This window comes from Streptomyces hokutonensis, assembly GCF_000376565.1.
Taxonomy (GTDB): domain Bacteria; phylum Actinomycetota; class Actinomycetes; order Streptomycetales; family Streptomycetaceae; genus Streptomyces; species Streptomyces hokutonensis.
In genome coordinates, this window is record NZ_BARG01000079.1 from 20997 (window position 1) to 45431 (window position 24435).

The 24435-nt window shown below is 71.0% G+C and carries 19 protein-coding genes and 1 pseudogene; 5 read left to right on the forward strand and 15 right to left on the reverse strand.

Going from position 1 to position 24435, the window contains the following annotated elements:
• The first annotated feature begins 28 nt into the window (after positions 1 to 28).
• Complete coding sequence (locus tag SSP08S_RS41650) at positions 29 to 1048, forward strand: sugar kinase (RefSeq protein ID WP_019073584.1); 1020 nt, start codon at positions 29 to 31, stop codon at positions 1046 to 1048.
• On the opposite strand, the gene SSP08S_RS41655 is transcribed toward SSP08S_RS41650, so the two are convergent.
• From SSP08S_RS41655 to SSP08S_RS41705, 11 genes are all read right to left on the reverse strand, one after another.
• A complete protein-coding gene (locus SSP08S_RS41655; protein ID WP_019073585.1) occupies positions 1026 to 1382 on the reverse strand; it encodes a hypothetical protein in 357 nt (118 codons plus the stop codon). The two genes, SSP08S_RS41650 and SSP08S_RS41655, sit on opposite strands and share 23 nt — an antisense overlap.
• A complete protein-coding gene (locus SSP08S_RS41660; RefSeq protein ID WP_019073586.1) occupies positions 1379 to 2041 on the reverse strand; it encodes an RNA polymerase sigma factor in 663 nt (220 codons plus the stop codon). Before SSP08S_RS41660 ends, SSP08S_RS41655 begins: the two co-directional genes overlap by 4 nt.
• 123 nt (positions 2042 to 2164) lie before the next feature.
• Positions 2165 to 2590, reverse strand: coding sequence for a hypothetical protein (locus tag SSP08S_RS41665; protein ID WP_158697287.1), 426 nt, complete (start codon positions 2588 to 2590; stop codon positions 2165 to 2167).
• A 166-nt stretch (positions 2591 to 2756) separates the two neighbouring features.
• A complete protein-coding gene (locus SSP08S_RS41670) occupies positions 2757 to 4475 on the reverse strand; it encodes an MOSC and FAD-binding oxidoreductase domain-containing protein (RefSeq protein ID WP_019073588.1) in 1719 nt (572 codons plus the stop codon).
• A gap of 144 nt (positions 4476 to 4619) precedes the next feature.
• Positions 4620 to 7601, reverse strand: coding sequence for a glycoside hydrolase family 2 TIM barrel-domain containing protein (locus tag SSP08S_RS41675; RefSeq protein WP_019073589.1), 2982 nt, complete (start codon positions 7599 to 7601; stop codon positions 4620 to 4622).
• Positions 7602 to 7659: 58 nt separating this feature from the next.
• Positions 7660 to 10386, reverse strand: a complete 2727-nt coding sequence (locus SSP08S_RS41680; RefSeq protein ID WP_019073590.1) for a glycoside hydrolase family 38 N-terminal domain-containing protein — start codon at positions 10384 to 10386, stop codon at positions 7660 to 7662.
• A gap of 29 nt (positions 10387 to 10415) precedes the next feature.
• Positions 10416 to 11222: a carbohydrate ABC transporter permease gene (locus SSP08S_RS41685; RefSeq protein ID WP_234469586.1), complete on the reverse strand. Its 807-nt coding sequence runs from the start codon at positions 11220 to 11222 to the stop codon at positions 10416 to 10418.
• 47 nt (positions 11223 to 11269) lie between these two features.
• Complete coding sequence (locus SSP08S_RS41690; protein ID WP_019073592.1) at positions 11270 to 12217, reverse strand: carbohydrate ABC transporter permease; 948 nt, start codon at positions 12215 to 12217, stop codon at positions 11270 to 11272.
• 7 nt (positions 12218 to 12224) lie between these two features.
• Entirely contained in the window at positions 12225 to 13559 is a 1335-nt protein-coding gene (locus tag SSP08S_RS41695) for an ABC transporter substrate-binding protein (RefSeq protein ID WP_019073593.1), read from the reverse strand.
• Between the two features lie 245 nt (positions 13560 to 13804).
• On the reverse strand, positions 13805 to 14812 hold the full coding sequence (locus SSP08S_RS41700; RefSeq protein WP_019073594.1) for a LacI family DNA-binding transcriptional regulator: 1008 nt from the start codon (positions 14810 to 14812) through the stop codon (positions 13805 to 13807).
• A gap of 683 nt (positions 14813 to 15495) precedes the next feature.
• The gene (locus tag SSP08S_RS41705; protein WP_019073595.1) at positions 15496 to 16749 is read right to left on the reverse strand and encodes an ROK family transcriptional regulator; all 1254 of its coding nucleotides are present in this window, start codon (positions 16747 to 16749) and stop codon (positions 15496 to 15498) included.
• A 139-nt stretch (positions 16750 to 16888) separates the two neighbouring features.
• On the opposite strand from SSP08S_RS41705, the gene SSP08S_RS41710 reads away from it, so the two are divergent.
• From SSP08S_RS41710 to SSP08S_RS41720, 3 genes are all read left to right on the forward strand, one after another.
• Entirely contained in the window at positions 16889 to 18175 is a 1287-nt protein-coding gene (locus tag SSP08S_RS41710; RefSeq protein ID WP_245608063.1) for an MFS transporter, read from the forward strand.
• Between the two features lie 63 nt (positions 18176 to 18238).
• The gene (locus SSP08S_RS56905) at positions 18239 to 19681 is read left to right on the forward strand and encodes a carboxylesterase/lipase family protein (protein ID WP_019073597.1); all 1443 of its coding nucleotides are present in this window, start codon (positions 18239 to 18241) and stop codon (positions 19679 to 19681) included.
• Between the two features lie 298 nt (positions 19682 to 19979).
• Positions 19980 to 20372, forward strand: a complete 393-nt coding sequence (locus SSP08S_RS41720) for a hypothetical protein (protein ID WP_019073598.1) — start codon at positions 19980 to 19982, stop codon at positions 20370 to 20372.
• Positions 20373 to 20518: 146 nt separating this feature from the next.
• Here SSP08S_RS41720 and SSP08S_RS56910 read toward each other — a convergent pair.
• Positions 20519 to 21544 (reverse strand): annotated as a pseudogene (locus SSP08S_RS56910) (FAD-dependent monooxygenase); the annotation flags it as partial.
• A 244-nt stretch (positions 21545 to 21788) separates the two neighbouring features.
• Here SSP08S_RS56910 and SSP08S_RS41730 point away from each other — a divergent pair.
• Positions 21789 to 22712 (forward strand): expansin EXLX1 family cellulose-binding protein, encoded by a 924-nt coding sequence (locus tag SSP08S_RS41730; protein ID WP_019073599.1) that lies wholly within the window; start codon positions 21789 to 21791, stop codon positions 22710 to 22712.
• A 12-nt stretch (positions 22713 to 22724) separates the two neighbouring features.
• Here the strand turns inward: SSP08S_RS41730 and SSP08S_RS41735 are convergent, their stop codons facing one another.
• From SSP08S_RS41735 to SSP08S_RS41745, 3 genes are read right to left on the reverse strand one after another with little or no spacing between them, the layout of a single operon-like run.
• Complete coding sequence (locus tag SSP08S_RS41735; RefSeq protein WP_019073600.1) at positions 22725 to 23135, reverse strand: hypothetical protein; 411 nt, start codon at positions 23133 to 23135, stop codon at positions 22725 to 22727.
• Positions 23136 to 23366: a hypothetical protein gene (locus SSP08S_RS41740; protein WP_158697288.1), complete on the reverse strand. Its 231-nt coding sequence runs from the start codon at positions 23364 to 23366 to the stop codon at positions 23136 to 23138.
• The gene (locus tag SSP08S_RS41745) at positions 23363 to 24418 is read right to left on the reverse strand and encodes a rod shape-determining protein (protein ID WP_158697289.1); all 1056 of its coding nucleotides are present in this window, start codon (positions 24416 to 24418) and stop codon (positions 23363 to 23365) included. Before SSP08S_RS41745 ends, SSP08S_RS41740 begins: the two co-directional genes overlap by 4 nt.
• Positions 24419 to 24435: the final 17 nt, after the last annotated feature.

The window sequence follows — 24435 nt, forward strand, 5'->3', positions numbered from 1 at the left end:
CGACCTGCACGGGAAGGGAATTCGTCACATGGATCTTGAAGACGCCCGAGCGACCGGTGTGGCCGTGGTCTGCATCGGGGAGACCATGGCGGCCCTGGCGCCCGCGCCGTCGGCATCGCTGGAGAGCGCCGACGACCTGCGGGTGTCGGTGGCAGGCGCTGAGTCGAACGTGGCCATGTACCTGGCGGACCTGGGCATCCCCGTGTCCTGGCTCTCGGCCGTCGGGGACGACGCGCTGGGCCGGCGGGTGCTGGCCGAGGTCGGCGCGGCGGGGGTCGACGTCGGCGGAGTGCGCCGCGACCCCGAGCGGCCGACAGGCCTACTGGTGAAGGAGCCGACCGGCGACCGCACCCGCGTCCACTACTACCGCGGCAACTCGGCGGCCTCGGCGATGGGCCCCGACGTACTGGCCGACGACCGGCTCGGGTCGGCCTCCGTCCTCCATCTCACGGGCGTGACCGCGGCGTTGTCCCCGTCCTGCCGGAGCCTGGTGGCCACCGCGCTCGCCGTCCCGGCCGGCGAACGGCCGTACGCCATCAGCTTCGACGTCAACCACCGTCCCGCGCTGTGGCCGCCGGACACGGCCGCCACCGTGCTGCGCGAGCTGGCCGACCGGGCCGACATCACCTTCGTCGGGCTCGACGAGGCACAGGAACTCTGGGGCGCGGACCTCGAACCGGACGGTGTACGAAGGCTGTTGCCCGGTCCGCGCCTTCTCGTCGTCAAGGACGGCGGGCACGCGGCCGTCGCCTTCGGCGCGGACGGCAGATGGACCGTGCCCGCGCTGGGCACGGACGTGGTGGAGCCGGTCGGCGCGGGCGACGCCTTCGCCGCCGGGGTGCTCACCGGTCTGCTGCGCGGCGGAGGCTTGGAACGCGCGCTGCGGCTGGGACACATCACGGCCGCGTCGGCGCTCAAGGTGACGGCCGACCACGGGCCCCTCCCGGACAGCGCCCGGATCGAGCGGCTCCTCGCACTCCCGGCCGACGAATGGGCCGCGGTCGCAGGGCAGTTGGCCGTCCCGGTCACGGATGGGGCACCGCGTTGACGGAGTTCGAACCGGGAGCCTCGGGGCTGGCGGTCATGTCACCGGAAGAGGGGGACACCGATGGGGGGCGCGCGGGCCCGACCGGCGTCCTGTGGTCCAGATGCGTCGCCGCGAACAGGACGCCGACCACCGCGGCGGCCACGACCAGCAGCGCGAGAGCGGTACGGCGCACGGGCCGGAGTGCCGTGAGCCGGAACCGGGCCCGCGCGGTCGGCGGGACGGCGGGGCGCAGCGCGGACAGGTCGACCGAGTCGGTCCGGGCCCGCAGGGCGTCGCGCAGCCGCTGTTCGACGGAGTCCGGCGGGACACCGGAACCGAGGTCCTGTTCGATCATCGGGGAGCCTCCAACTCTCGGCGCAGGGCGACCAGTGCCCGGCTAGCCGTGGACTTGACCGCACCGCGGGACAGCCTCAGCGTGTCGGCGATCTGCGCCTCGCTGAGATGGGACCAGTAGCGCAGGACCAGCACTTCGCGCTGCCGCCGGGTCAGCCGGTGCAGGGCGGCGATCACTTCCCCGTGCTCCTCGCGCAGCAGCACGGGTTCCTCGGCCGAGGGCGCGTGCCCCGCGCGTTCGGGGACGTGGGCTCGTACGGTACGGCGGCGGCGCAGCACCGAGCGCGAGGTGTTGACCACGCTCGTCCGCAGATACGCGTCGGGGTTGTCCAGGCCGGCCAGCCGCGTGCCGTAGCGGCGGTACAGCGCGGCGAAGACGTCCTGGACGACGTCCTCCGCCGTGGGGAGGTCGTCCACCAGCAGCAGGGCGAGCCGGACCAGGTCCAGGCGGCGGTGGGCGTAGAGCTCGTCGATACCGGGTTCGCCGAAGTCGGCGGGGACGGCCTGCGGAGTCGGCACCGTCGGCGGCCGGGCTCCCGGGGTCGCCTCGCGCACCAGCCGTCGTAACGCCCGGCGCAGTGCGTCGGCCCAGGTGGGAGCCGGGTACGCGCACGTGGGGCCGGTGTGGGCCGGAGCGGCCAGGGTCGTCGCTGCCTTCATGGATCTCCCGGACGTCATGGTCTTGGTACTCACCGTCCGGAACAGCCGGACGGGCGGTGGAGCCGCCGGGCGGTGACCCGGCGGCTCCACCCCGGCCCGGAGGGGCCGGTCATGCCGGGTCCGTCAGCGCTTGACGGGAGCGATCCGGGCGTCCGTCACGTGGTGGGCCGGGGTCGAGTCGTATCCACCGGGCACCGCCTCGACCGGGTCGCCAGGGTCCGGGACGGGCACCGCGTCGACCGGGTCGCCGCCGTCCGGAACGTGCACCGAGCAGTCGAAGAAGGAAGCGATCGTCCGCTGCGGGACGGGCTTCGGCTGCTTGTCCACCCCGCCCGGCACGGCCTCCACCGGGCTCGGGTCCGGAGTGTCGTCGCACAGACCGACGTCGATGGTGTCGGCCTTGTGGTGCGGGGTGACCCGGGCCGTATCGGCGTGGGCCGTGCTCAGAGACCCGCCGACGGCGAGCGCGACGGCGGCGGTGGTCACTCCCAGAGCGAGCCGCACCCGGCCCGAGCGGAGGCTGCTGCGAGCAGCCTGACCTGCGGACATGTGATTCCTCGAATCGTCGATGGTGAACGGTCTGTCGGGCCGCCGCCACGGGTGGCTTCCCGTGGCGAAGGCCCTGGCTCGGAGGCGCCTCCACCCGGACAGACGTTCCGGCCGCATCGAGGTTGCAGGTCGGAAGAATCTTTTCTACGACGCGTTCGCGTCGGCCCTACATGTCGAGGACGAGGTCCGTCGAGGGCCGGGCACAGCAGATCAGGACCTCACCGGCGGCGGGTGGTTCGAGCGGTTCGGGGGAGTAGCTGATCGTGCCGGACAGCAGTGGCGTCACGCAGGTGTGGCAGACGCCGGTGCGGCAGCTCCAGCGGGTGGGGACGTCGCAGGCGTCGGCGAGTTCGAGCACACTGCGCCTGCCGTCGTCGAACGGGACGGTGAGTCCGCTGCGCGCGAAGGTCACGGTCGGACCGGTGCCGGGCGGTCCCGGGGGTTGGTGGGGTGCTCGGGCGGGCTGCCCGGTGAGGCCCGGGTTGATGGCGGCCAGGGTCCCGAACAACTCGGTGTGGATGTGCGCGGGATCGACGCCCGCCTCGGTGAGGGCCTGCCGGATGTCGGTCATGAAGGGGGCGGGACCGCAGACGTAGGCGGTCGCGTCGGCCGGGACGGACAGCGCGATCAGCCTGTCCTTGGTGAGGCGCCCCGGCGCGGCATGGGCGAGCTGCCGTTCCTCGGGTGTGGCCGCGCTGTAGAAGACGTACTCGTGCGCGTGCGGCAGCGAGGCGAGCAGGTCGTGGGCCTCGGCCGCGAGGGGGTGTTCGCGGGGGCCCCGGGCACCGTGGATCCACCAGACCTCACGTTCGCTCTTCCGGGCGGCGAGCTCGTGCAGCATGGACAGCACCGGAGTCAGGCCGATACCGGCGGAGACCAGGAGCACCGGCCCGCTGCCCGCGGCGTACACGAACTCACCGCGGGGCGCGGCGACTTGGAGGTCCGCACCGGGCCGTAGCCGCGTGGTCAGATAGCCGCTCGCCGTGCCCTGGGGCTCGTGTTTGACGCTGATCCGGTAGCTGCCGGCGTCGGGCGCGGCGGAGAGGGAGTAGCTGCGCACGGGGGCGGGACCGGTCGTGGTGGGGACGCGCAGGGTGAGGTACTGGCCCGCGCGGGCGGTCGGGAGCGGGGAGCCGTCGGGGTCGGTCAGCCGGATCGAGGTGACCGTCGTGCTCTCGGCGGTGACGTCCGTGACCCGCAGTGGGCGGAAACCGTCCCAGGCCGGACGGGTGGTGGGTTCTGAGGCGGCGGTGAGCAATTCGCGGAACGACCCCTGCCAACCGGGGCTCAACGCGGGCACGCTGAGGGCGAGCCGCAGCTTCGCGGGGTCGCGGCCGGGGAGGTAGAGCAGCGCGTCCGTGTCGGCCACGCTCAGCGCGCCCGGACCGGTCCTGGTCCGTACGATCCGGTCACCGGCCTGCACATGACCCTCGCGGACGACGCGCATGTAGAAACCGGGACGGTGATGGCTCACCAGCAGGGCGGCCAACTCCGGTTCGCCGAAGCGCATCCCGACCCGGTAGCAGGTGACGCGCGGCTGGGTGACCTCGAACTCGGCCTCGCCGATGCGGTACCGGTCGCCGATGCACACCTCGTCGTCGAGGAGGCCGTCCACGGTGAGGTTCTCGCCGAACTGGCCGTAGCCGAGGTCGTCGCGGCCGAAGTGGCGCTGCCAGTGCCGGTACGACTGGATCTGGTAGACGAGCACGGCCCGCTGCTCGCCGCCGTGACCGGCGGTGTCGCCCTGGCCGTCGCCGTCGATGTTGAGCCGGCGGACCATCGCCGGACCCCGCACCGGGTACTTCCACACACCGGTGCGGACGGTCCTGCCCTCCCACGGAACATCCTTCGGCATCCCGACATTCACCGACAGCAGGGTGGGCACGGGGAACTCCTTCCCACGGGGACGACCGGCACGGTCGCGCCCGGGACGGCAGTCGTCCCCTTCCATAGTGAGGGTGCGGTCGCCGCCGTGCGAGTACTGGGGATGCGGCCTCGGACTTGCGAGACCGCACCCTCAGTACACGCTCTAGTTCGGTGCCGTGATCCGGAGCCTGATGGTGCGGGCTTCCGGGCGCAGTGCGAACGCGGGCCATACGTCCGGGCCGCAGGCCCGTGAACCGAGTCCGTGCTGCGCGGCGTCGACGGTCAGGTGGCTCGATGTCGAAACCGGCAGTTCGAACGGGTGTCCGGACCGGGCGATCTCCTGCGGGGTGTGACGGCTCAGCGTGAAGCCGGGACGTCGGCCCTGCGTGTCGGGGAGCGCCTCGACGCGCAGCACTTCGGTGTCGCCGGTCGTCAGTGCGAAGCGCCGGACCGCAGTACGGTGTCCCGTCTCCTGAGGCCGCGCATACTCGACCGAGAGGTCACGGATGCCGGCGGAGAACCGGCCGGCGCGGGCCGCGCGCAGACTGTCGGGGTACGACTCCAGCGGGCCCAGGCCGAACCACTCGGCGCCGTCGACGGGAGCCGTGCCGTCGGGCAGTTCGAAACGCACCCCGATCCGCGGCCACACCGTCTTCCAGCCGTGCGAGGGCTGGATCTCCACCCGCAGTTCGACCTCGCCGTCGCTCTCGCGCGACCAGACCGACTCCACCAGCACCGACAGCGCCGAGTCGGCGGCCGAGACCTTGTCGACCGTGCGCAGCGCGTCCTCGGTCTGCTCAACGGACACCCGTCGCGAGGTCAGCCGGTCGAGACCGTCGCGGAGCCACAGCTCGGCGTTGGACACCCCGGAGACGCTCGCGTCGCTCTCCTCGACCTCGCCCCACGCACCCTTGTCGTTGTCGGTCGGCGCGCGGAACAGCTCCAACCGGGGCCCCGATACGGCACGTTCACCAAGCCGCACGAGAGAACCGCCGACGAACTCGGCGATCCCGAGCGTGAGTGTCCCGTCGCCGGGCCGCCAGCCGCTGCGCGGCCTGACACCGGGCAACGGACGGCGAACAGAGCGGTCCAGCTGGGCAGTTGCCACCACATGGCCCTCGGACGCCCACGCCGTGTCCCGGGCCAGCTCCGCGTCGATCGTCAGCCAGGTCTCGGCGTCCGGCGACACCGCGACCGGCGGCAGCGACACCCACCCCGAGTCGCCCGCCCCGACGGCCGGGACCTCCAACTCCCCTGAGTCCACCGGCACTCCGTCGTGCTCGACCCGCCAGCTGAACCGCAGGTCGGACGTGTCGGTCGCGTGCCGCAGATTCGTGATGGCGACCTTGTCGCCGTCGAACGCGAAGTCCACCGGCGCCACTACGGTCTTGAACTCGAACAGGCTGGGCGTCGGGCTGCCGTCGCTCAACACCATGCCGTCCATCACGAAGTTGCCGTCGTGGATGACCTCCCCGAAGTCACCGCCGTACGCGTAGTACGGAGTTCCGTCCGGGGCCGTGGCCAGGATGCCGTGGTCGCGCCACTCCCAGACGAAACCGCCGTGCAGACGCGGGTGTTCGCGCACCAGCGCCTCGTACTGGTCGAAGGCGCCAGGACCGTTGCCCATCGCGTGGGCGTACTCGCACAGCAGGAACGGCTTGGTGCGCTGCCGGGCGCCCTGCGAAGGCGTGCAGTTGAGCAGTGGGGCGCGCGAACCGTCGGTGCCGATCTGCTCGGTCTCCAGCACGGACGCGTACATACGGGAGTAGACGTCGGTGTATTCGCCCGTGTAGTCGCCCTCGTAGTGCACCGGGCGTTCGGCGTCGCGGGCATGGACCCACGCCGACATCGCGGCGAGGTTGCTGCCGGTGCCCGCCTCGTTGCCGAGCGACCAGATCACGATGCTGGGATGGTTCTTGTCCCGCTCGACCGTGCGCTCGATACGGTCGAGGTACGCCTCGCGCCAGGCCGGGTCGTCACTGGGGTTGCCGGTCCAGCCGACCTTGTCGAAGCCGTGCGTCTCCAGGTCGCACTCCAGGATCACCCAGAACCCGAGCTCGTCGGCGAGGTCCAGCAGCCGGGGGTGCGGCGGGTAGTGGCTGGTGCGGATCGCGTTCACGTTGAACCGCTTCATGAGCGCCAGGTCCTCGCGGGCGTGCGCCTCGTCGAAGACCCGGCCGCGCTCCGGGTGGGTCTCGTGCCGGTTCACGCCGTGGAACACGACCCGGCGCCCGTTGACCAGGAACTGGTCCCCGCGGATCTCGACCGTACGGAAGCCGACCCGCAGGGAGACCGTCTCCGCGGCCGTCGACACCGTGGCGTCGTAGAGGCGCGGCCGCTCGGCGGACCACGGCTCTACGACGGCGATGTCGACGGGCGTCACGTCAGCCGGCGTGGCCCAGACCCGCTCCACGCCCAGTTCGGGGATGCGCAGGGTGACCGGGAACGCCGTGGCGTCGGCGGTGATCTCCGCCTCGACCCGGCCGCGCCCGTCGTCGAAACCGGTCCGCAGCCAGACGTCCTCGATGCCCCCGGCCGGCCGGGCGACCAGGGTGACATCGCGGAAGATGCCCGGCAGCCACCACTGGTCCTGGTCCTCGACATAACTGGCCGCCGACCACTGGTGCACCCGTACGGCGACCACGTTCTCGCCGGGCCGCACCGCGGACGTCACATCGAACTCATGGGCCAGCCGGCTGCCGCTCGCGCCGCCGATCTCCACCCCGTTGACCCACACCCTGAACAGCGACTCGACACCGTCGAAGCGCAGCACGATCCGCTCGGCGTCCGACCAGTCGGCGGGCAGGTCGAAGGTACGGCGGTAGTCGCCGGTCGGGTTCTCGTCCGGGACGTACGGCGGATCGATCGGGAACGGGAACTGGATGTTGGTGTAGATCGGGCGGCCGTACGCGCCGTCGCCCTCCAGCACCCAGTGCGCAGGCACGGGGATGGTGTCCCAGCCGCCGGCGTCGAAGGCCTCGGCCGCGAAGTCCTCCGCCGCCGACGCCGTGGGGGAGAGGCGGAAACTCCAGGACCCGTTCAGGGAGAGGGACTTCGCGTCGGAGTGCAGCCACGAGCGCGCCGGGAGCAGGGCACCGCGACCGGGTGCGAGGTCGGAAACATGGGGGGAGAACTCGGGGAGCAAGAGGTCACAACGCTTTCATGAGAGCAGAACGGGGCGTATTGCATTCGATCATGGCGGTCTACCGGAGTACGACGGTGTGGATCTCCCACGGACCGAGGTCGAGTTCGAGCTCGTCGGCGACCGGGGTGCGGGAGAGCGGCCGGCCCAGCAGATCGACGGTCGTGGCCTCGGTGAAGGCCCCCGTCACGCGGACCGTGGACGGGCTGTCGCTCATCGCGGTCAACCGCACCTCGGTGCCGGTGACTTGTGCGTCGTCGCCGCCGACACGGCGGACGGCCGACACGAGGACGTCCTCCCCGTCGACCCTCAACCCGGCGGTGTCCGGAGGCAGGTGACGCCCGGCGGACCCGGTTCCACGAGTCACCAGGACGTCGTTGCGGAACTCCTCGGCGAGCGCCACCGCGTGCGCACCCCGCCAGCCGGACGCCGAAGGCACGACGGCGAACCGGTTCTCGATCCGCATCCCGAGGTCCTGCGCACCGGGTACCGGGATCTCGCTCGCCGCCGGTTCGTCGCGCAGGGGATGGATGTTGACACTGATCGAGCCGATCGCCCGCAGCAGCGTGATGGCGAGTTCGGAGCCGTCGCCGACGAGTTCGTACTCGCTGGAGTGGTCGAGCAGGACGGTGGCCGCGCCCGCCGAAACAAACGAACCGGCCGGGAAGGTCGGCAGCGGATACTCGCCCCAGCCGCCCTCGGCGGTCAACCCGCGCTCGGTGACGGCGAATTGGCCGGCGGACGCGGACGTGGTCACCGGCTCGGGCAGCGGCACATGGAAGCGCAGCCGGTGATCGGCGGACTGGTTCAGGAAGGACGTGGACACCCGAACGAACGGCTCGCCCACCCGCACTTCCACCAACGTCTCCACCGGGGTCGGCACGACCTGGTCGCCGCGCACATCGCGGTCGGCGGAGAGCGCGGCGGGCCACTCGTAGACCCGCGTGACACTCAACCGTGAGCGCAGCGGGCCGGTTTCGAGCACCTCGACGGTGATCTCCGTGGGCTCCGAGACGAGGACGTCCTGCGCCGGGGGAGCGTAGTTGTAGCTGTCGCCCCGGTCACCGCCGTCGACCAGGCGCCCCACGCCGTACAGCACGGTGCCGTCCGGCCCGGTGATGTCCAGGGTGCCGTCGGCGGCGACGGTGACCTCGACCAGGCCGTTGGAGAGGGTGCGGTCCGTCGCCGTGGCGGGGACGTGCGCGGTCGCAGCGGTGGTTTCGCTCGGTTCGACCCGGAAGCTCGCCAGCCCCGAGGCCGGAACGTCCACGGGCACGAGCGCGGTGGCCCGGGCCTCCTCCAGCGTCAGCACCCGCCACTCGCCCGGATGTGCCGCGGCCGCCTCGGCGACCTCACGGCGCAGGATCAACAGGTCGAAGGGACCGCTCGTCGGTACCTCGGCGAGGTGGAACACCAGCTCACCGGCGGTGAGTTCGTAGTGGTCGATCAGCCGGCCGAACAGTTCGCGGCGGTGGATTCGGCGCAGCACGCGTTCCAGCTGCGAGGCGTCCATGCGCTCGTCGGCGAGGACGGTCGGCGCCTGGGAGATCAGCTGCACGGGGGCCGTCGAGCCGTCGGCGGCGGTCGCGAGGAGCGCGGTGCCCTCGGGAGGGGCCACGACGTCCACCTCGACCAGCGCCGTACGGTCGAACGGCAGCGGGTTGGCGACCAGATGGCCGTCGCTCGGCACCTGGGCGGCGGGCTCGGCGAGCGCCGCGTCCCGTACGGCACGGGCCGTCTGGGCGGCTTCCGCGAGGCGGGCGGCGACCTGGTCGCAGGTCTCGTCGGTGCCGGAACCGACGACCGAGTCGTGCGCGGTCGACTCGATGATCTTGTGCCAGGCGAGGCGGAGGAAGGGGGAGTCGTCGCGCCGGGACCACAGCGCGTTCATGCGCTCGGCGTGGTCGATCGTGCGCTCGGCGAGCGCCATGCGCTGCTTGAGCCCGAGCCGTACCGACAGCACACCCGGGAGGATGTTGCCGCGCACATGGCTGCGCAGCTCGCCCGTGACGGCGGCGGACACCTCGTCGCGGACGTGCTTGCGGACGTACTCGTCGAGGGTGGCGACGGTGATGGGGCGCCCCTCGCCGGAGGCCCGCCGCAGCCAGGAGGCGAGTTGGGGGTCGGGCGCGTTGTGGTCGGTGCCGGCCATCGCCAACACCGGGTCGGTGCCCCACCGTTCGGCCGTCATCTCCGCGTAGTCGTTGAGAGCGCGGCCGATCTGCTCGGGGATGAGCAGTACGTCGAGGCCGTTGTCGTAGCCGTCGAAGAGGAACTCGGTGCGCACCTGGGAGCCGTCCGGCGCCCGCCAGTTGAAGGCGTGACCGTCGACGGAGCCGGGCACCCCGCGCCACAGCGCCGCGTGCTCGATGCCTGCCCGCGCCAGGATCTGCGGCATCTGTGCGATGTGGCCGAACATGTCGGGCAGATAGCCGACCGGCATCGCGCCGCCCAGTTCCTCGGCCGCCGTCCACCCCATCTGGAGGTTGCGGACGATGGTCTCGCCGGAGCAGAGGAACTCGTCGAGCAGGATCAGCCACGGCCCGATGGCGAGCCGACCCTCGCGGACCAGGGCGACGACACGGTCGCGGTTCTCCGGCCGCATCTCCAAGTAGTCCTCGATCGCGGCCAGTTGGCCGTCGACGGTGAACCGGAAGTCCGGGTCCGTCTCCGCCGTCTCCAGCACGGTGTCGAGGGCGGCGACCAGCCGGTGCCGGAACACCTGGAAGGGCTCGTACCACTCCCGGTCCCAGTGGAAATGGGGCACGAAGACAGCGGAGTCGCTCATGACGGGTGGCACCTTCTGTGCGGGGGCGGTCACTTGAGGGAACCGGCGGCGAGTCCGGTGCGCCAGAACCGCTGGAGCAGGATGAACAGGATGATCACCGGCACGATCGACACCAGCGAGCCGGTGATGACGGACTCCTGGAGGAGCGGGGCCCGGGCGGTCTGGCCGTTCCACTCGTAGAGGCCGAGCGTGATCGGGAAGAGGGACTCCTTCTGCAGCATGACCATCGGCAGGAAGAAGTTGTTCCAGATGGCGACGAACTGGAACAGGAAGATCGTCACCAGCGACGGGGTCATCAGCTTGAACGCCACCGAGAAGAACGTGCGGAACTCACCGGCGCCGTCGAGGCGCGCCGACTCCAACAGCTCCTGCGGGACAGCCGCGTTGGCGAAGATCCGGGCGAGATAGACGCCGAACGGGCTGACGATGCTCGGCAGGAACACCGCGAAGTACGTGTTGACGATCCCGGTCGCCGAGAACAGCAGGAACAGCGGGAGCGCCAGCGCGGTGGTGGGGACGAGGACGCCGCCGAGGATGACGGAGAACAGGAACTCGCGGCCACGGAACTGGAACTTGGCGAGCGCGTAGCCGCACAGCGCGGAGATCAGCGTGCCCACGACCGCACCGAACACCGCGTAGATCACGGTGTTGACGATCCATTTGCCGAAGATGCCGTCGCTGCGGGTGAACAGGACACGCAGGTTCTCGAAGAGGTTGAAGTGCGAGAACGTCAGGCCGTTGGTGGCGGCGAGGTCGCCCTGCGGCTTGGTGGCCGCGACGATCAGGAAGTAGATCGGCAGCAGGAAGTAGATCGCCAGGAGGAGCATCAGGGCCATGGCGGCCGTACGGCTGACCTGGCTCTCACGGTTCACGGTTTGCTTGCTCACAGGCCGGCCCTCTTCGAGGTCAGTCGCATGAACCCGAAGCTCAGGACGAAGGTGATGACGGCGATCACGACCGAAATGGCCGCGGCCTGCTGGTAGTTGTTCCCGGAGGCCACCGCGTACGCCAGCATGTTCGGCGTGAACGTGCTGGAGATGTTCGAGGAGATCTGCCGCAGCACGGCCGGCTCGGCGTAGAGCTGGAGCGTGCCGATGATCGAGAACACCGTCGTGAGGATGATCGACGGGGCGATGATCGGGACCTTGATCTGCCAGGCGATGGTCCAGTTGCTCGCGCCGTCCAGCTTGGCGGCCTCGTACAGCTCCTGCGGGATCGACTGCAGCGCCGAGAACATGATCAGCATGTTGTAGCCGGTCCACAGCCACGTCGAGATGTTCGCCGCCGACCACAGCACCGCGCCCGGCCCGAGGAAGTCGGGGTGGAGCCCGATGCCGTTCAACAGGTCGACTACGGGGCTCAGTTGGGGCGAGTAGAGGTACGACCACATGATCGCGGCGATGACACCGGGCACCGCGTACGGCATGAACGCGGTGATGCGGAACACCGACTTGAGCCGCAGCAGGGGAGTGTCGAGCAGCAGCGCGATCACCAGGGCGACGAACAGCATCACCGGCACCTGCACGATACCGAAGAGCCCGATGCGGCCGACGCTGGACCAGAACTCGTCGTTCTGGAAGACCTTCGTGTACTGCTCGAAACCCCCGAACGTCGTGTACGAGGTGCCGTACTGCCCGCCCGTGCGGCGGACGACGCGGACGCTCTGCCAGAGCGCGTAGCCGACCGGCACCAGGTAGAAGAGCACGAACGGGAGGAAGAAGGGGATCACGAACGCGAAGATGGTGCCCGCCCGGGGGCCGCCGCCGTTGAGACGGCGGCGGCCCCCGGGTGACGCCACCCGACGCGTCGCGCGGGTCGCGATGTCGGTCATCGTGCGGTCACTTGCCCGCCGCTGCCGGGATCGCCTGATCCTTCATCGACTTGAGCGCGGTTGCCTGTGCCTTCGCCAGGGCGTCGGAGAGCGTGCCGCTCCCGGCCGCCGCCTTGGCCATCGCGTCCTGCAGCGCCAGGTTCACCGTCTTCTGGGTCGGGCCCCAGGCGAAGCTGGTGTTGATCTTCTTGGACGAGGCGGCGAAGACGTCGAAGATCTTCTCGTTGTTGTAGTACGGAACTCCCTTGGACAGCGCGGGGAGTTGGAGCCCGGCGTTGGCCGCCGGATACAGGCCGCCGAGCTGGTTCTCCAGCGCGAGGGCCTCCGTGTCGGTGTTGAGCCAGGTGTTGAACTTCACCGACTCGTAGAGGTGCTTGCTGCCCTTCATGAACGCGACGGTCGAGCCGCCCCAGTCACCGGAGGCGCCGTCCGAACCCCACGTCGGCATCGGGACGATCGTCCACTTGCCGGCCTGCTTGGGGAGGTTGTCGCGGAACATGCTGTAGCCCCAGGCGGCGCCGACGTAGCTGGCGATCTGGTCCTTCTGGTACGCCGCGTACATCTGCGTCGAACCGTTGGCGAGGTCGGTGCGCACGAGCTTGCCGGCGATCAGCTTCTGCCAGTAGTCGGCCACCTGCCTGCTCTGGTCCGAGGCGACCGTGACCTGCCACTTGTTGCCGGAGTAGCTGTACATCTGGGCGTTGTTCTGCCAGAGCAGCCCGTTGAACCACTCGGCGTTGTTCGGGTCGAAGAAGGTGATGTCGAGCTTCGGGTCCGCCTTGTGCAGCTTCGCCGCGGCGGCCGCGTACTCGTCCCAGGTGGTGGGGATCGCGATGTTGTACTTCTTGAAGATGTCGCTGCGGACGTAGAGGGCCATCGGGCCGGTGTCCTGCGGCAGGGCGAACACGCCGGTGTTGCCGAAGCTGGTCTGCGACCAGGTCCACGGCACGAACTTCGACTTGGCCGCCGTGGCCGCGGAGCAGGCCGACGCGTCCACGAAGGCGCTCTGCGTGCGGAGGTTGGGGAGTTCGTCGTAGCCGACCTGGGAGAGGTCGGGGGCCTTGCCCGCCTTGAGGGCGTTGCTGAGGATGCCGTACTGGTCGTTGGAGATGTTCTTCGTCTCGACCTGGATGTTCGGGTTCTTCTTGTTCCACAGGGCGACGACCTTGTCCATGCCCGGAACAGTGTTCCAGTACTGGAGGGTCACCTTGCCCTTCGCGGGGGCGCAGGAGGTCGCGGATGTCTTGGCCGACGGTGAGGATGACGAGCATCCGGCGAGTACGGCGACACTGGCGGCCACGGCGACGACGGCGAGGCGGAAGCGAGTGACTTTGCTGCTCATAGTTTCCGTTCCAGACAACGACTAGCAGCGGTGCTAGGCGGCTCGATGCTGATCCCTCGGGCGGGATGCCTGCTGGAGTGGGTGCACCATTTGGGGCGGTCTGCGGTCTCCCCGTGAGCGCTCCCGTGAGCGCTCACGGGACTGCTTGTGGAGTGGCCTGTTCAAGTGTGTTGCGAATGTTCGGAAGTTTGCGCTCCGGCGCGAGGGGTGTCAAGACATTCGGACCGGATGCGCACCCGCGCGGCTCACGCGGAGCCACTGAGCCGCAATTCGCCCCGTACGACCAGCTCGTCGGCCGCCAGCGCCTCGGTGCCCGACAGCAGCCGCGCGATCTGTTCGATGGCGAGGGCGCCGAGGCCGCGCGTGTCGAGGGCGACGCTGGTGAGCGGGGGCTCGACCAGCGCGCCGAGCTGCAGACCGTCGAAGCCGATGACCGCCAGCTCGTGCGGGACGTTCCTGCCCAGCCGGCGGGCTTCGCGCAGGGCGCCGAGCGCGATGATGTCGTTGAACGTGAAGACCGCGGTGACATCGGGGTGCGCGGCGAGCATGGCCCGGAGCGCCGCCCCGCCGCCGTCGGCGGTCTGGTCCGCGCCGACCACCAGGCCGGGGTCGATCCCGTGTGCCACCGCTGCCGTGGTGAACCACTCGTGCCGGACGCTCGGTTCGGCGCGGGTGTGGTGGTCGAGCATGCCGATGCGGGTGTGCCCCCGCGCGACCAGGTGAGCTACCGCGGCGTGCACGCCCTCCGAGCCGTCGATCGTGATCGCGCTGAACCGCGTCCGCTGCTCCCGGCCGATCAGCACCACCGGCATCCCACGCGTGAACTTCTCCAACTCGCTTTCGGGACAGCTGAAGTAGCCGATGACCGCGTCCACCTGGGAGCTGATCACCTGGAGGGTGCCGAGTTCCTCCTCCGCCCGGTCGCCGGTGTCGTACACGACGACCTGCCAGCCACGGGAGCGGGCCGCCTCCAGCGCGGCGGCGGCGACCTCGGTGAAGAACGGGTTGAGCAGATCGGGGATGACCAGCCCGATCGTCATCGTGTCCTGGCGGACCAGACCGCGGGCGAACCGGCTCGGCCGGTACCCGAGCGCCCGAGCGGCGTCGAGCACCCGCTGCTTGGTGTCGACGTCGATCTCGTCCTTGTCGTTGAGCGCCCGTGACACGGTCTGCCGGGACACCCCGGCCGACTTGGCGACATCGTTGATCGTGATTTTCCGGGGCTCGGCCCCCGCTGTCGATGGCAGCACCATCGCCCACCTCCCGCTTCTCGCGAACGCCGGTGCGCGCGCAAGGCCCGAGTATGCCTGCACCGGGGCGACCGGACGAAGCGACGGCCACCGGCGGGAGGGTGCCGGCGGGCAGTGGGGAGGGTCTTGGCGCCGTACGGCGGTGCCGCTACGGGGACGTGGCGGCGATCGGGGTGCGGGGGATGGCCGGCACGTTGGTCGGGTTGTCGAGGGGGGCGCGGCAGGTCCGGGGCGGTTGGACGAGGCGACGGCCGCCGGCGGGAGGAGCAGGCAGGGGCAGCGGGGAGGGCCTTGCCGCCGTACGGCGGTGCCGCTACAGGGACGTCACGGTGACGGGGTGTGGGGGATGGCCGGCATGTTGGTGGGGTCGTCGAGGAGGGCGTTGGGGCAGGTCCGGGGCGGTTGGACGAGGCGACGGCCACCGGCGGGAGATGTCAGAGTGGGTGTCGGGCAGCGGGGAGGGCCTTGGCGCCGTACGGCGGTGCCGCTACGGGGACGTCGCGGCGACCGAGGTGCGGGGGATGGCTGGCACGCTGGTGGAGTCGTCGAGGGGGGCGTCGCGGCAGGTCCGGGGCGGTCGGATGAGGCGACGGCCGCCGGCGGGAGGCGCCGGAGCGGGTGTCGGGGTGCTCCGTGACCATGGTGACGGGTAGCGGGGAGGGGCCCGCTGCCGGACGGTCGCAGTGCTACGGGGGCGTCGCGCCGACCGGGGGTGCCGGCAAGGCCGGCACGCTGGTCGGGTCGTCGAGAAGAGCGTCGCGGCAGGTCTGGAACGCGCCGCGCAGTGTCGCCGACGTGCCGAGGACGCCGAAGGTGATGTCCGGCTGGGTGTCCGGCGCCAGGGCGCGGCGCCCTGCCATACGGGCGTCGAGGCCGGGCCGCAGCCACTTGCCCCAGGTGGCGAGGTAGCCGCCGAGGATGATCTCGCCGACGTCGGTGACACCGCAGACACCGAGGACAGCCGCACCCAGCGCGTGCCCGGCGGCGCCGAGCGCGGCGGTCGCGTCCGGGTCGCCCGCGCGCAGCCGGCGGTCCAGCTCGGCCAGCGCCGCCTCGCCTCCCTCCGACTCGGCGACGGCGTCCAACCCGGCCGCGTGGATGAGGGGTTCGGGCCCGATGTACATCGCCAGACAACCCCGTGTGCCGCACCGGCATTCGGGGCCGTCGAGGGCGATCGGCAGATGTCCGATCTCACCCGCCATGCCGTGACTCCCGCTGTGCACACGGCCGTTGACGAGCAGCCCGCCGCCGACTCCGGTGTCGGCCTTGATGTAGGCGACGGTTTCCGGGTGTCGTACGCCGGCTGCCGCGAGGGCGTGGTACTCGGCCAGGGCCGCCATGTTGGCGTCGTTGACCACATCAACCGGGCAGTCGAGACCGGGGAGTTGGTCCACCACCAGGGCGCGCAGGTCGGTGCTGTGCCAGCCGAAGTCGATGGCCGCGGCCACCAGTTGGCCGGGTCCGACGACCGGTCCCGCCATGGCGACGGTGAGTTGGGCGACATGGGCGTCCGGTGACGCGTCCCGGACCACTGCTTCGGCCGCCCGCGTGACACAGCCGATGACCGCGGCCAGGGCGCGCGGATCGCCGTACGGCGCGTGGTGCGGCGCCGACTCGCGGTGCAGGACGTGGCCGCGGAAGTCGGCCGCCATGACGTGCACGGACTCCAGGGTCACCTGCGCGGCGAGGATGACCACCCGCTCCGGCACCAGCCGCAGCAGCCGCCGGGGCCGGCCCCGGCCGCCGGACGGCACCGAGCCCGCCTCGCGGACCAGGCCGCGGTCGATGAGTTCCGCGACGAGCGCCGTGACGGAGGCGTGCACAAGACCGGTCCCGGCGGCGACCTCGGTACGGGCGCAGGGGCCGTGGGCGTCGAGATGGCGCAGCACCAGGGCCAGATTGCGGCGTCGTACGTCGGCGGAGTCGGCGGGGGCGTTCACACCGACGATTGTGCCCCGGCACGGTGCGATCCGGTCAGGGTGGCCAAGACATATTTTTTCGAGTCTTGAAATAAATAAATGGGCGTGCCCATACTCCCGACACCGGCAACGAAGCCGGTCCGTCCCCGTGGAGGCGTCCTTGTCCGCTTCGACCTCTTCCGCCCCCGCCACTTCCCGAAAGGACGACACCCTGGGCCGCTCCCGGGTCAACGTCCTGATGTGGTCGATGGGCGCGGGGTTCGCCGCTCTCTACACCGCCTACGCCGGTCTCGTCGTCGTTCTGCTTCCCACCCAGATCCAGAACCTCGACGCCGCCGCGAAGGAATCGAACCTCGCGCTGGTCACGATGACCTCGTCCATCGTCACGCTCTTCGCCCAGCCGATCATCGGCGCCGTCTCCGACCGCACCCGGGGCCGCCTCGGCCGCCGCACCCCCTGGATGCTGTTCGGCGCCGTCGGCGCGGTCCTCACCCTGCTGGCCATCTCCCACGCCACCACCCTGCTCTGGCTCACCCTGCTGTGGGTCGCCGTCCAGGTACTGCTGAACGTGGTCCAGGCCCCGCTCACCGCCGTCATGGCCGACCGAGTCGCTCCCCGCCGGTTCGGCATCGTCTCCGCCTTCGTCGGCCTCGGCTCCAACCTCGGTGCCACCCTCGGCGTGATCCTCGCCGCCCGCTACGCCGGACGCCTCGGCCTCGGCTACGGCGTCATCGCGGCCGTCGTCCTGGTGACGGTCCTCGCCTTCGTCCTCCTCAACCGCGACCGCACCCGCCCCGAACCCCCGGAGCCCTTCTCCTGGCGGGAGTTCCTCACCGGCTTCTGGGTCTCGCCGCGTCAACACCCGGACTTCGCCTGGGCGTTCGTGGCCCGCATGACCTTCATCCTCGGCTATTGGGGCGTCGCCACCTACCAGCGCTACGCCCTCCAGGACTACGTCGGCCTCGACGGCGACGCGGTCGACAGCGCCCAGCAGTTGATGTCCGTGCTCGCCCTCGTCGGCACCCTCGCCGGTGCCGTCCCGGCCGCGAAGATCTCCGACCGCACCGGCCGCCGCAAGATCTTCGTGATCGGCGCGTCCGTCCTGCTCGCCCTCTCCATGGCCATCCCGCTGCTCAGCCCCACCCTGCCCGCGATGTACGCCTACGCGCTGGTCAGCGGCATGGGATTCGGGACGTACATGTCGCTGGACATGGCCCTGATGACCGAGGTCCTGCCCAAGGGCTCGGCGGCCGGAAAGGACCTCGGCATCCTCAACATCGCCACCAACATCCCCCAGGCCCTCGGCCCGATCATCGCGTCCGTACTCATCACCTCCTTCGCCGCGGGTTCCGACAAACTGCCGGGGTACCGCGTCCTGTTCGTCTTCGCCATGGCCGTCGTACTGATCAGCGCGCTCGCCATCCGGCCGATCAAGAGCGTCAAGTAGCGGATCAGGCAAGAGACTTCGACCACCGACCGTAACCGCCCTCCTCCACAAGGAAGTTGCTCCGTGCCCCAGTCCGTGATCGCTGCCACGTCCCAGGGACCCGTCCTCGGGACGTGGCAGCACACCACCGCCCGCTTCCTCGGCATCCCCTACGCCAAGCCCCCGGTCGGCGACCTCCGCTTCGCCGCCCCCGTCGCGCCCGAGCCGTGGACCGAACCACTCGACGCCACCCGGTACGGGCCCACCGCGCAACGCCGCCCCTTCATCCTCGACGGCCCCACCACCATCCCCGAACCGTCGATACCGGGCGACGGCGTCCTGAACCTCAACGTCTTCACCCCCGACCCGCAACCGGGCGCGAGCCTGCCCGTCCTCGTCTGGATCCACGGGGGCGGTTACGTCGCCGGATCGGCCGCCAGTCCCTGGTACGACGGCTCGGCCTTCGCCCGCGACGGAGTCGTTCTCGTGTCGATCGGCTACCGGCTCGGCATCGAGGGCTTCCTCCACCTCGACGACGCCCCCGACAACCGCGGCGTGCTCGACTGGATCGCCGCACTGACCTGGGTACGCGACAACATCGACGCGTTCGGCGGCGACCCCGCGAAGGTCACCGTCGCCGGGCAGTCGGCGGGTGGCGGCGCCGCGCAGACGTTGATGGCCACGCCCGCCGCACACGGACTCTTCCGCGCCGCGATCTCCCAGTCGGGCGCGGTCAGGTCCCCCCAGCACCGACGCGACGCCCTCGCCGACTCGGCCCGCCTGACGGAACGCACCGGCGTCCCCGCCCTCGCGTCCGCGCTCCGCGATCTGACCGTCGACGAACTGCTCGCGCTTCAGGACGCGTTGGCCGCTCCGGAGGCCGGGCTGACGCTCGCGCCCTTTGCGGACGGGGAGTTGATCCCGATCCCTGTGGCGGAGGCTTTCGCGGAGGGCAGCGCGGCTTCCGTCCCGCTGGTGCTGGGCTTCACCCAGCGGGAGTTCAATCCGCCGGTCGGGACCGGTCCAGTGCCGACACCCGCACCGGTCGAGGCCGTACAAGCCGTGCTGGCCGCAAACGGGTTGGCCCCGGAGGCCGTGTCCGCCTACGCCGCCCTCCACACCGACGACGACCCGGCGCAACGCATGGGCCAAGCCCTGACCGACGCCATTTTCCGGGGCCCTTCACTCGCCCTCGCCGAGGCCCGCGCACACCGCGAACTCCCCACCTGGCTCTACCACTTCACCTTCGGAACCGCCGCCCACTGCGTGGAGATCCCCTTCGCGTTCGACGTCCTTGACGCCGAGCGCGTCACGGCCGCGACGGGCCCGCATCCGCCCCAGTCCCTCGCCGACGCGATGCACGGAGCCTGGGTCGCCTTCGTCCGCGACCTCGACCCGGGCCCCGAGTGGCCCCGCTACACCGACAAGCGCCGTACCACGATGACTTGGGACACCACCCCGCAGGCGCTGGACGACCCGCTGAGTGCGGAGCGCCGCATTTGGACCGGGTCGCCGGCCACTCCTTGAACCGGCCGGACCTCCGCTGCTGCCAGGCCGACAGCGGAGGTCCGTTGCGGGTCGCCCTTATGCTGCGTCGGGGCGACGGGAGGCACGTATGCACAAGCCCGGCACGAGGGCGCCGGTCAGAGTGATGCTTGGCGTGCTCGTGACGGTGACTTTGGCGGCGTGCGCGCATCAGAACCCGGCGGCGGTGAAGGAACCGTCTGGGAGTGCCCCAGCCTCACCGGAATCCACGGTCTACGCCTCCAAGTTGCAGAAGAGCGACCTCCCTTGGAGCGGCAGTCCAAGCCCGTACAACGCCGAGGTGAAACTCGCTGACGGCCGCCGCGTGGCCCTGCACTACCGCCGGGGCAAGGGGCTTGTCGAGCAGCACTACAGCCCCCGGGCGAAGGCCTGGACCGTTCCGACGGTCATCTACCGCACCACGACCGACGCATGCCAGGGCATCCACCTGCGCACCAAGAACGGAACCGTCGCGGCCATCGCCGACTTCGGCCCCTACTGCTACGACGGCGAGCCACCGACCGAGTCTCTCGCGGCCGTCGGTGTCGGCGACCTGACCGACTGGAGCGTCGACGTCACGAGGAACTTTGACGGTTGGGAACGGGCCACGGTCTCCGAGGACGGTCAGCGGGTGGTCTTCGGGAGCAACACGACCCTCAACTGGAGCCGGACCGACGGGTTCGAGGGCCGGTGAGCTCCGGCCTACGGCCCCGCCCGGTACCGAGGGCGCGCCGCTCAGCTCGAACAATCCCGGCCCGGGCCGGGCTCACGCGCAACACGCTGTACAACTCGCCTGCGACAAGGACGACGGCAGAGGTGATCCGTGCTGTTCTCATGCCGGATGAACGGCGGGGTGAGGTGGGCGGCATCGCCGAGGAGGAAGACACGGCCACTGCGCCAGCGGTCGGCCGTGCGGGCCCGGAAGGTGTACTGCGCCTGCCGCACCACCTCGAAATCGGCGCCGGGGGAGAGATCCACCCAGGGCGCGACCAGCTCTCGCAGCCGTTCGTGATCCAGTCGGGCGTCGTCCGGCAGCCGGAATTCCCAGCGGTAGCGGTCCTCGCCGATGCGCATGAAGGTGGCCGGCCGCGCCGGGTCGCAGACCTGGTCCACGCCCTCCCAGCAGTGGACCGGGAGGCTGGTGCGCACGTCGATGACCGTCCAGCGCTCCTCGAAGCGCAGGTCCTCCCATCGTGAGCCGACGGCGGCGCGGGTGACGCTGCCCGCCCCGTCGCAGCCGAGTACGGCGGCCGCGAGCAGCACGTGGTCGCCCTTGGCCCTGCGGTACGTCACTTGGACCGGTCCCGCACCGCTCTGCTCGACGCCGGTGACCTCCACCCCCTGCCGCAGCTCGCATTCCGGGGCGCGTGCCAGCGCGGCGCGCAACACGCGTTCCAGCGCGGGCTGGTCGAACATGCTGGTCTGCGGGAAGCCGTGCGCGCCCTGTGCGGCGCGGGGGAACTCGGCCATCACTCGGTGCCGGGCGTCCAGCAGCCGCAGCCCGCGCGCGGGCCGGGCGATGGCGTCGAACTCCTCGTCCACGCCCGCGGCTTGGAGGATCCGGCGTACCTCGTCGTCCGTGGCGACGGCGCGCGGCAGCGGGTAGACGTCCTGGTGGCGTTCGAGGACGACGCTCCGGACGCCGTGCCGGGCGAGCAGGAGGGCGGCGGTCACGCCCACGGGCCCGGCTCCGACGATCACCGTCCGGCCGGGCAGCGCCTCGACCTGTTCCGTGAGCGTCGTGAGGTCCAGGGGCAGGGTCGGGCGCCGCTCGAAGCTCACGCCCAACTCCCGGTAGCGCTCAGCCACCACGTCCAGCGTCTCGTACAGCCCCGGCCTGGGTTCGGCCGGGAAGGCCTCGCGCATGCGGACGGCTGCCGGGAGGCGGTGGTCCCGCCGGATCAGCTCGTCCACGGCGGAACGCTCGGCGGCCGACAGCGCGGCCCAGATCGGGGAGTCCATGGCCGTATTCAATCCACATCCGCCACTCCACTGGACACCCGCCCCAACTGCCCATCCTCAGAAAGGGCTTGCCGCCCTCCCCTTGAGGCTGGCACGATCGCCTCCTCCATCACTCCGGGCAACGGAGGGTGGCCGTCGAGGAGGTCCGGTGTCCAAGCGGTGGCTGTTTCTGTCGGCGGCCGCGGTGCTGATCGTCGTGTCGCTCGCCCTGGTGCTGCTGCCCGGTGACAAGGACGGCGAGGACGTGAAGACCGAGGCGGGACACGCCTCCACCGCACCCGCCACCACCGGATCCGCGACGAACTCCCCGTCCGCGACCGGCACTTCGACCACCTCCGCGTCGCCGTCCCCGCACGCGACCGACGCGTCCAAGAAACCGTCGGCGACGGCGTCCGCCCGCTCGGCCACCCCGTCGGCCACGAAGACTCGCCAACAGGCCGCCGGCACCGCCTCGTTGGCGGGACGCATCCGGCCCGGCGTCACCTACCGCGGTGTCGCCACCTTCTACGACGCGGACGGCGGCGGTGGCGCCTGTCTGTACGACCGGGGCGACGACGTCCTGACCGGCGCGATGAACACCACCGACTACGAGTCGTCCAAGGCCTGCGGGGCGTATGTGCTCGTGCACGCGGCCGGTGGCGCCACGGTCACCGTGCGGATCACCAACGAGTGCCCAGGGGACTGCGCACCCGGACAGATCGACCTCAGCGCGCAGGCCTTCGCCAAGCTCGCCAGCCCGTCGGCCGGCCGGATCCCGATCACCTGGAACCTGGTGAGCCCCAGCACCTCCGACACGATCTCGATCCGCTACAAGACCGGGTCCAGCCGCTACTGGTGCGGTATCCAGGCGATCGGCCACCGCAATCCGCTGGCCCGCCTCGAGGTCCTCGCGGGCGGCACCTGGCGTCAACTGCCGCGCGCCAGCTACAACTACTTCCTCTCCGAGAGCGGCAGCGGCTGCGGCGGCTCGATCAGGCTCACCGACATCTACGGCGAGCAACTCACCGTCCCCGCGCTCGCGGTGCGCCCCGACGTCGTACAGTCCACGCGCCTCCAGTTCGCCCAGCACTGACAGGTCTCCCGATCACCTGGTCCGCCGCGCCCAGCGCTCTCGCTCCCTGGCCGCGCCGAAGCCGAGCGAGGCGGTGAACAGGGCCTGAACCGCGGCGGACAGGTCCCACATCCATCCGGGAGCGGCGGGCGGCGGACCGGCGCTGACGCTGTATCTGCCCCGGGGATCGACCGTGACGGTGAGACGGTCACCGACAGCGAGGTGCCCCGCGCCGATGACGCCGAGCCGTCGATGGTGAGCGGCGTCGGCCAGGACCGCGTTCGTTCCGGCGTCGTACACACCGGTGCTGGGCCGCAGGTCCGTCACGACCGCCCGGACGGCCCGGCCACGCTCGTGCAGCGCCTGATCCTTCAGCGCGAGCCAGCACACCAGCATGGTCGCGGCGACGCAGGCGGCGACCGCGGTCTCCCGTACCGGGATCACCTACCCGCGGGTATCGCCCCGAATGTCGTACAGGACGAACGCCAGCCCGCCCAGAGCACCGGCCAGCACGAGCGCGCCGACGCCCAGGACCACCGGGTTCCGCCATCCGACGGGGGTCAGCGACGCACCGTAGACGACGCCGAAGGCCATACCCGTCAGCACCGCGCTCACCGGCACCGCGAGTGCCGTCCACAGCAGCCGCACGCCCCATCTCCGCCCGGTGGCGCTCACCGCTCGCCGGTTTTCGGACGACCCGGCAGCAGGCGGAGCGCGTCCAGCAGTGCCAACTCCTCTGGTGTGTAGGCGTCTTGGTCCTCGACCGAGGAGGAGGCCCAGTCCTCGACGACTTTGCGGAACCGCCCGGCGCGGTCCTCGACGACAGGGGCCGGCGGATTCTCGGCGAGCAGACGGGCCACCCCGTCGCGGAGGACCTGAGGGTGTTCGAACCCGTTCCTCGGTTCGGTGATCCGGCGCGCGGGCAGCCCGGTGCGTTCCGTCAGATGGTCCTCCGCTCCGGGCGGATGCGGGCCGGTCAGCAGCAGCCCGCCGGCGGTCGCCTGCCGGGCGGTCTCCGGCGGCGCGTCACGCAGTACCCGCGCCACGAGGTCCACCACGGGCTGGTGGGCAGGGGCCACGACGGCGCGCAGTTCGGTCGGCGACAATGTGATCTCGGCCTGCTGCCGGGGGCGGGGGCGGTCGTCGGTGATCGGTGATCCGTGGACGGACAGAGGGCCTGGCACCGTCGGCGACGGCGCGAACGCCCCGCCGTGGACGACGGCGGACCACGCTGTTTGCAGGCCGAGGTCGAGGCCGTGCTCCTCGCGCACATGCCCGATCACCACGTCGGCCAGACCTCGTGCGCCACCGGTGGCCAGACCGCTCGCGACCACCTCACGCCCGGCGACGAGGGCGACCGAGATGTGCACCGCGTCCAGGTGCACCACGACACACGCGGCCGGCTCCGGATCCTGGCCCGCACCGACCAGGGCTGCCACCGTCTCGTCCACCACCCTGACTTCCGCACCCGGCCACTGCTCCCGGACCGTGTCCACGGCCGGCTGCACCCCCGGGTGCGCGCCGGCTCCGGGTGCGACGAGAACCACCGACCCGATCGGGGGCCACAACTGCGACGCCTTCGGCACACCGACCGCCAGCAGTTCCGCCGCGAGCGACGCGTCCGAGCCCGGGCCCGGATTCCAGGCCAGCTCCAACAGCACCTGCGTGTACCGGGCGTTGCGTCCCGCCCGCTGTATGCGTATCTCTTCCAGAGCCCACCAGAGCACGCCGCCACCCCGCACCG

Bases quoted from the DNA above. Each gene is read 5' to 3' on its own strand.
- SSP08S_RS41665 (WP_158697287.1), bottom strand. From the start codon at position 2,590: ATGTCCGCAGGTCAGGCTGCTCGCAGCAGCCTCCGCTCGGGCCGGGTG.
- SSP08S_RS41695 (WP_019073593.1), bottom strand. From the start codon at position 13,559: ATGAGCAGCAAAGTCACTCGCTTCCGCCTCGCCGTCGTCGCCGTGGCC.
- SSP08S_RS41685 (WP_234469586.1), bottom strand. From the start codon at position 11,222: ATGGCCCTGATGCTCCTCCTGGCGATCTACTTCCTGCTGCCGATCTAC.
- SSP08S_RS41655 (WP_019073585.1), bottom strand. From the start codon at position 1,382: ATGATCGAACAGGACCTCGGTTCCGGTGTCCCGCCGGACTCCGTCGAA.
- SSP08S_RS41700 (WP_019073594.1), bottom strand. From the start codon at position 14,812: ATGGTGCTGCCATCGACAGCGGGGGCCGAGCCCCGGAAAATCACGATC.
- SSP08S_RS41660 (WP_019073586.1), bottom strand. From the start codon at position 2,041: ATGAAGGCAGCGACGACCCTGGCCGCTCCGGCCCACACCGGCCCCACG.
- SSP08S_RS41680 (WP_019073590.1), bottom strand. From the start codon at position 10,386: ATGAGCGACTCCGCTGTCTTCGTGCCCCATTTCCACTGGGACCGGGAG.
- SSP08S_RS41690 (WP_019073592.1), bottom strand. From the start codon at position 12,217: ATGACCGACATCGCGACCCGCGCGACGCGTCGGGTGGCGTCACCCGGG.
- SSP08S_RS41650 (WP_019073584.1), top strand. From the start codon at position 29: ATGGATCTTGAAGACGCCCGAGCGACCGGTGTGGCCGTGGTCTGCATC.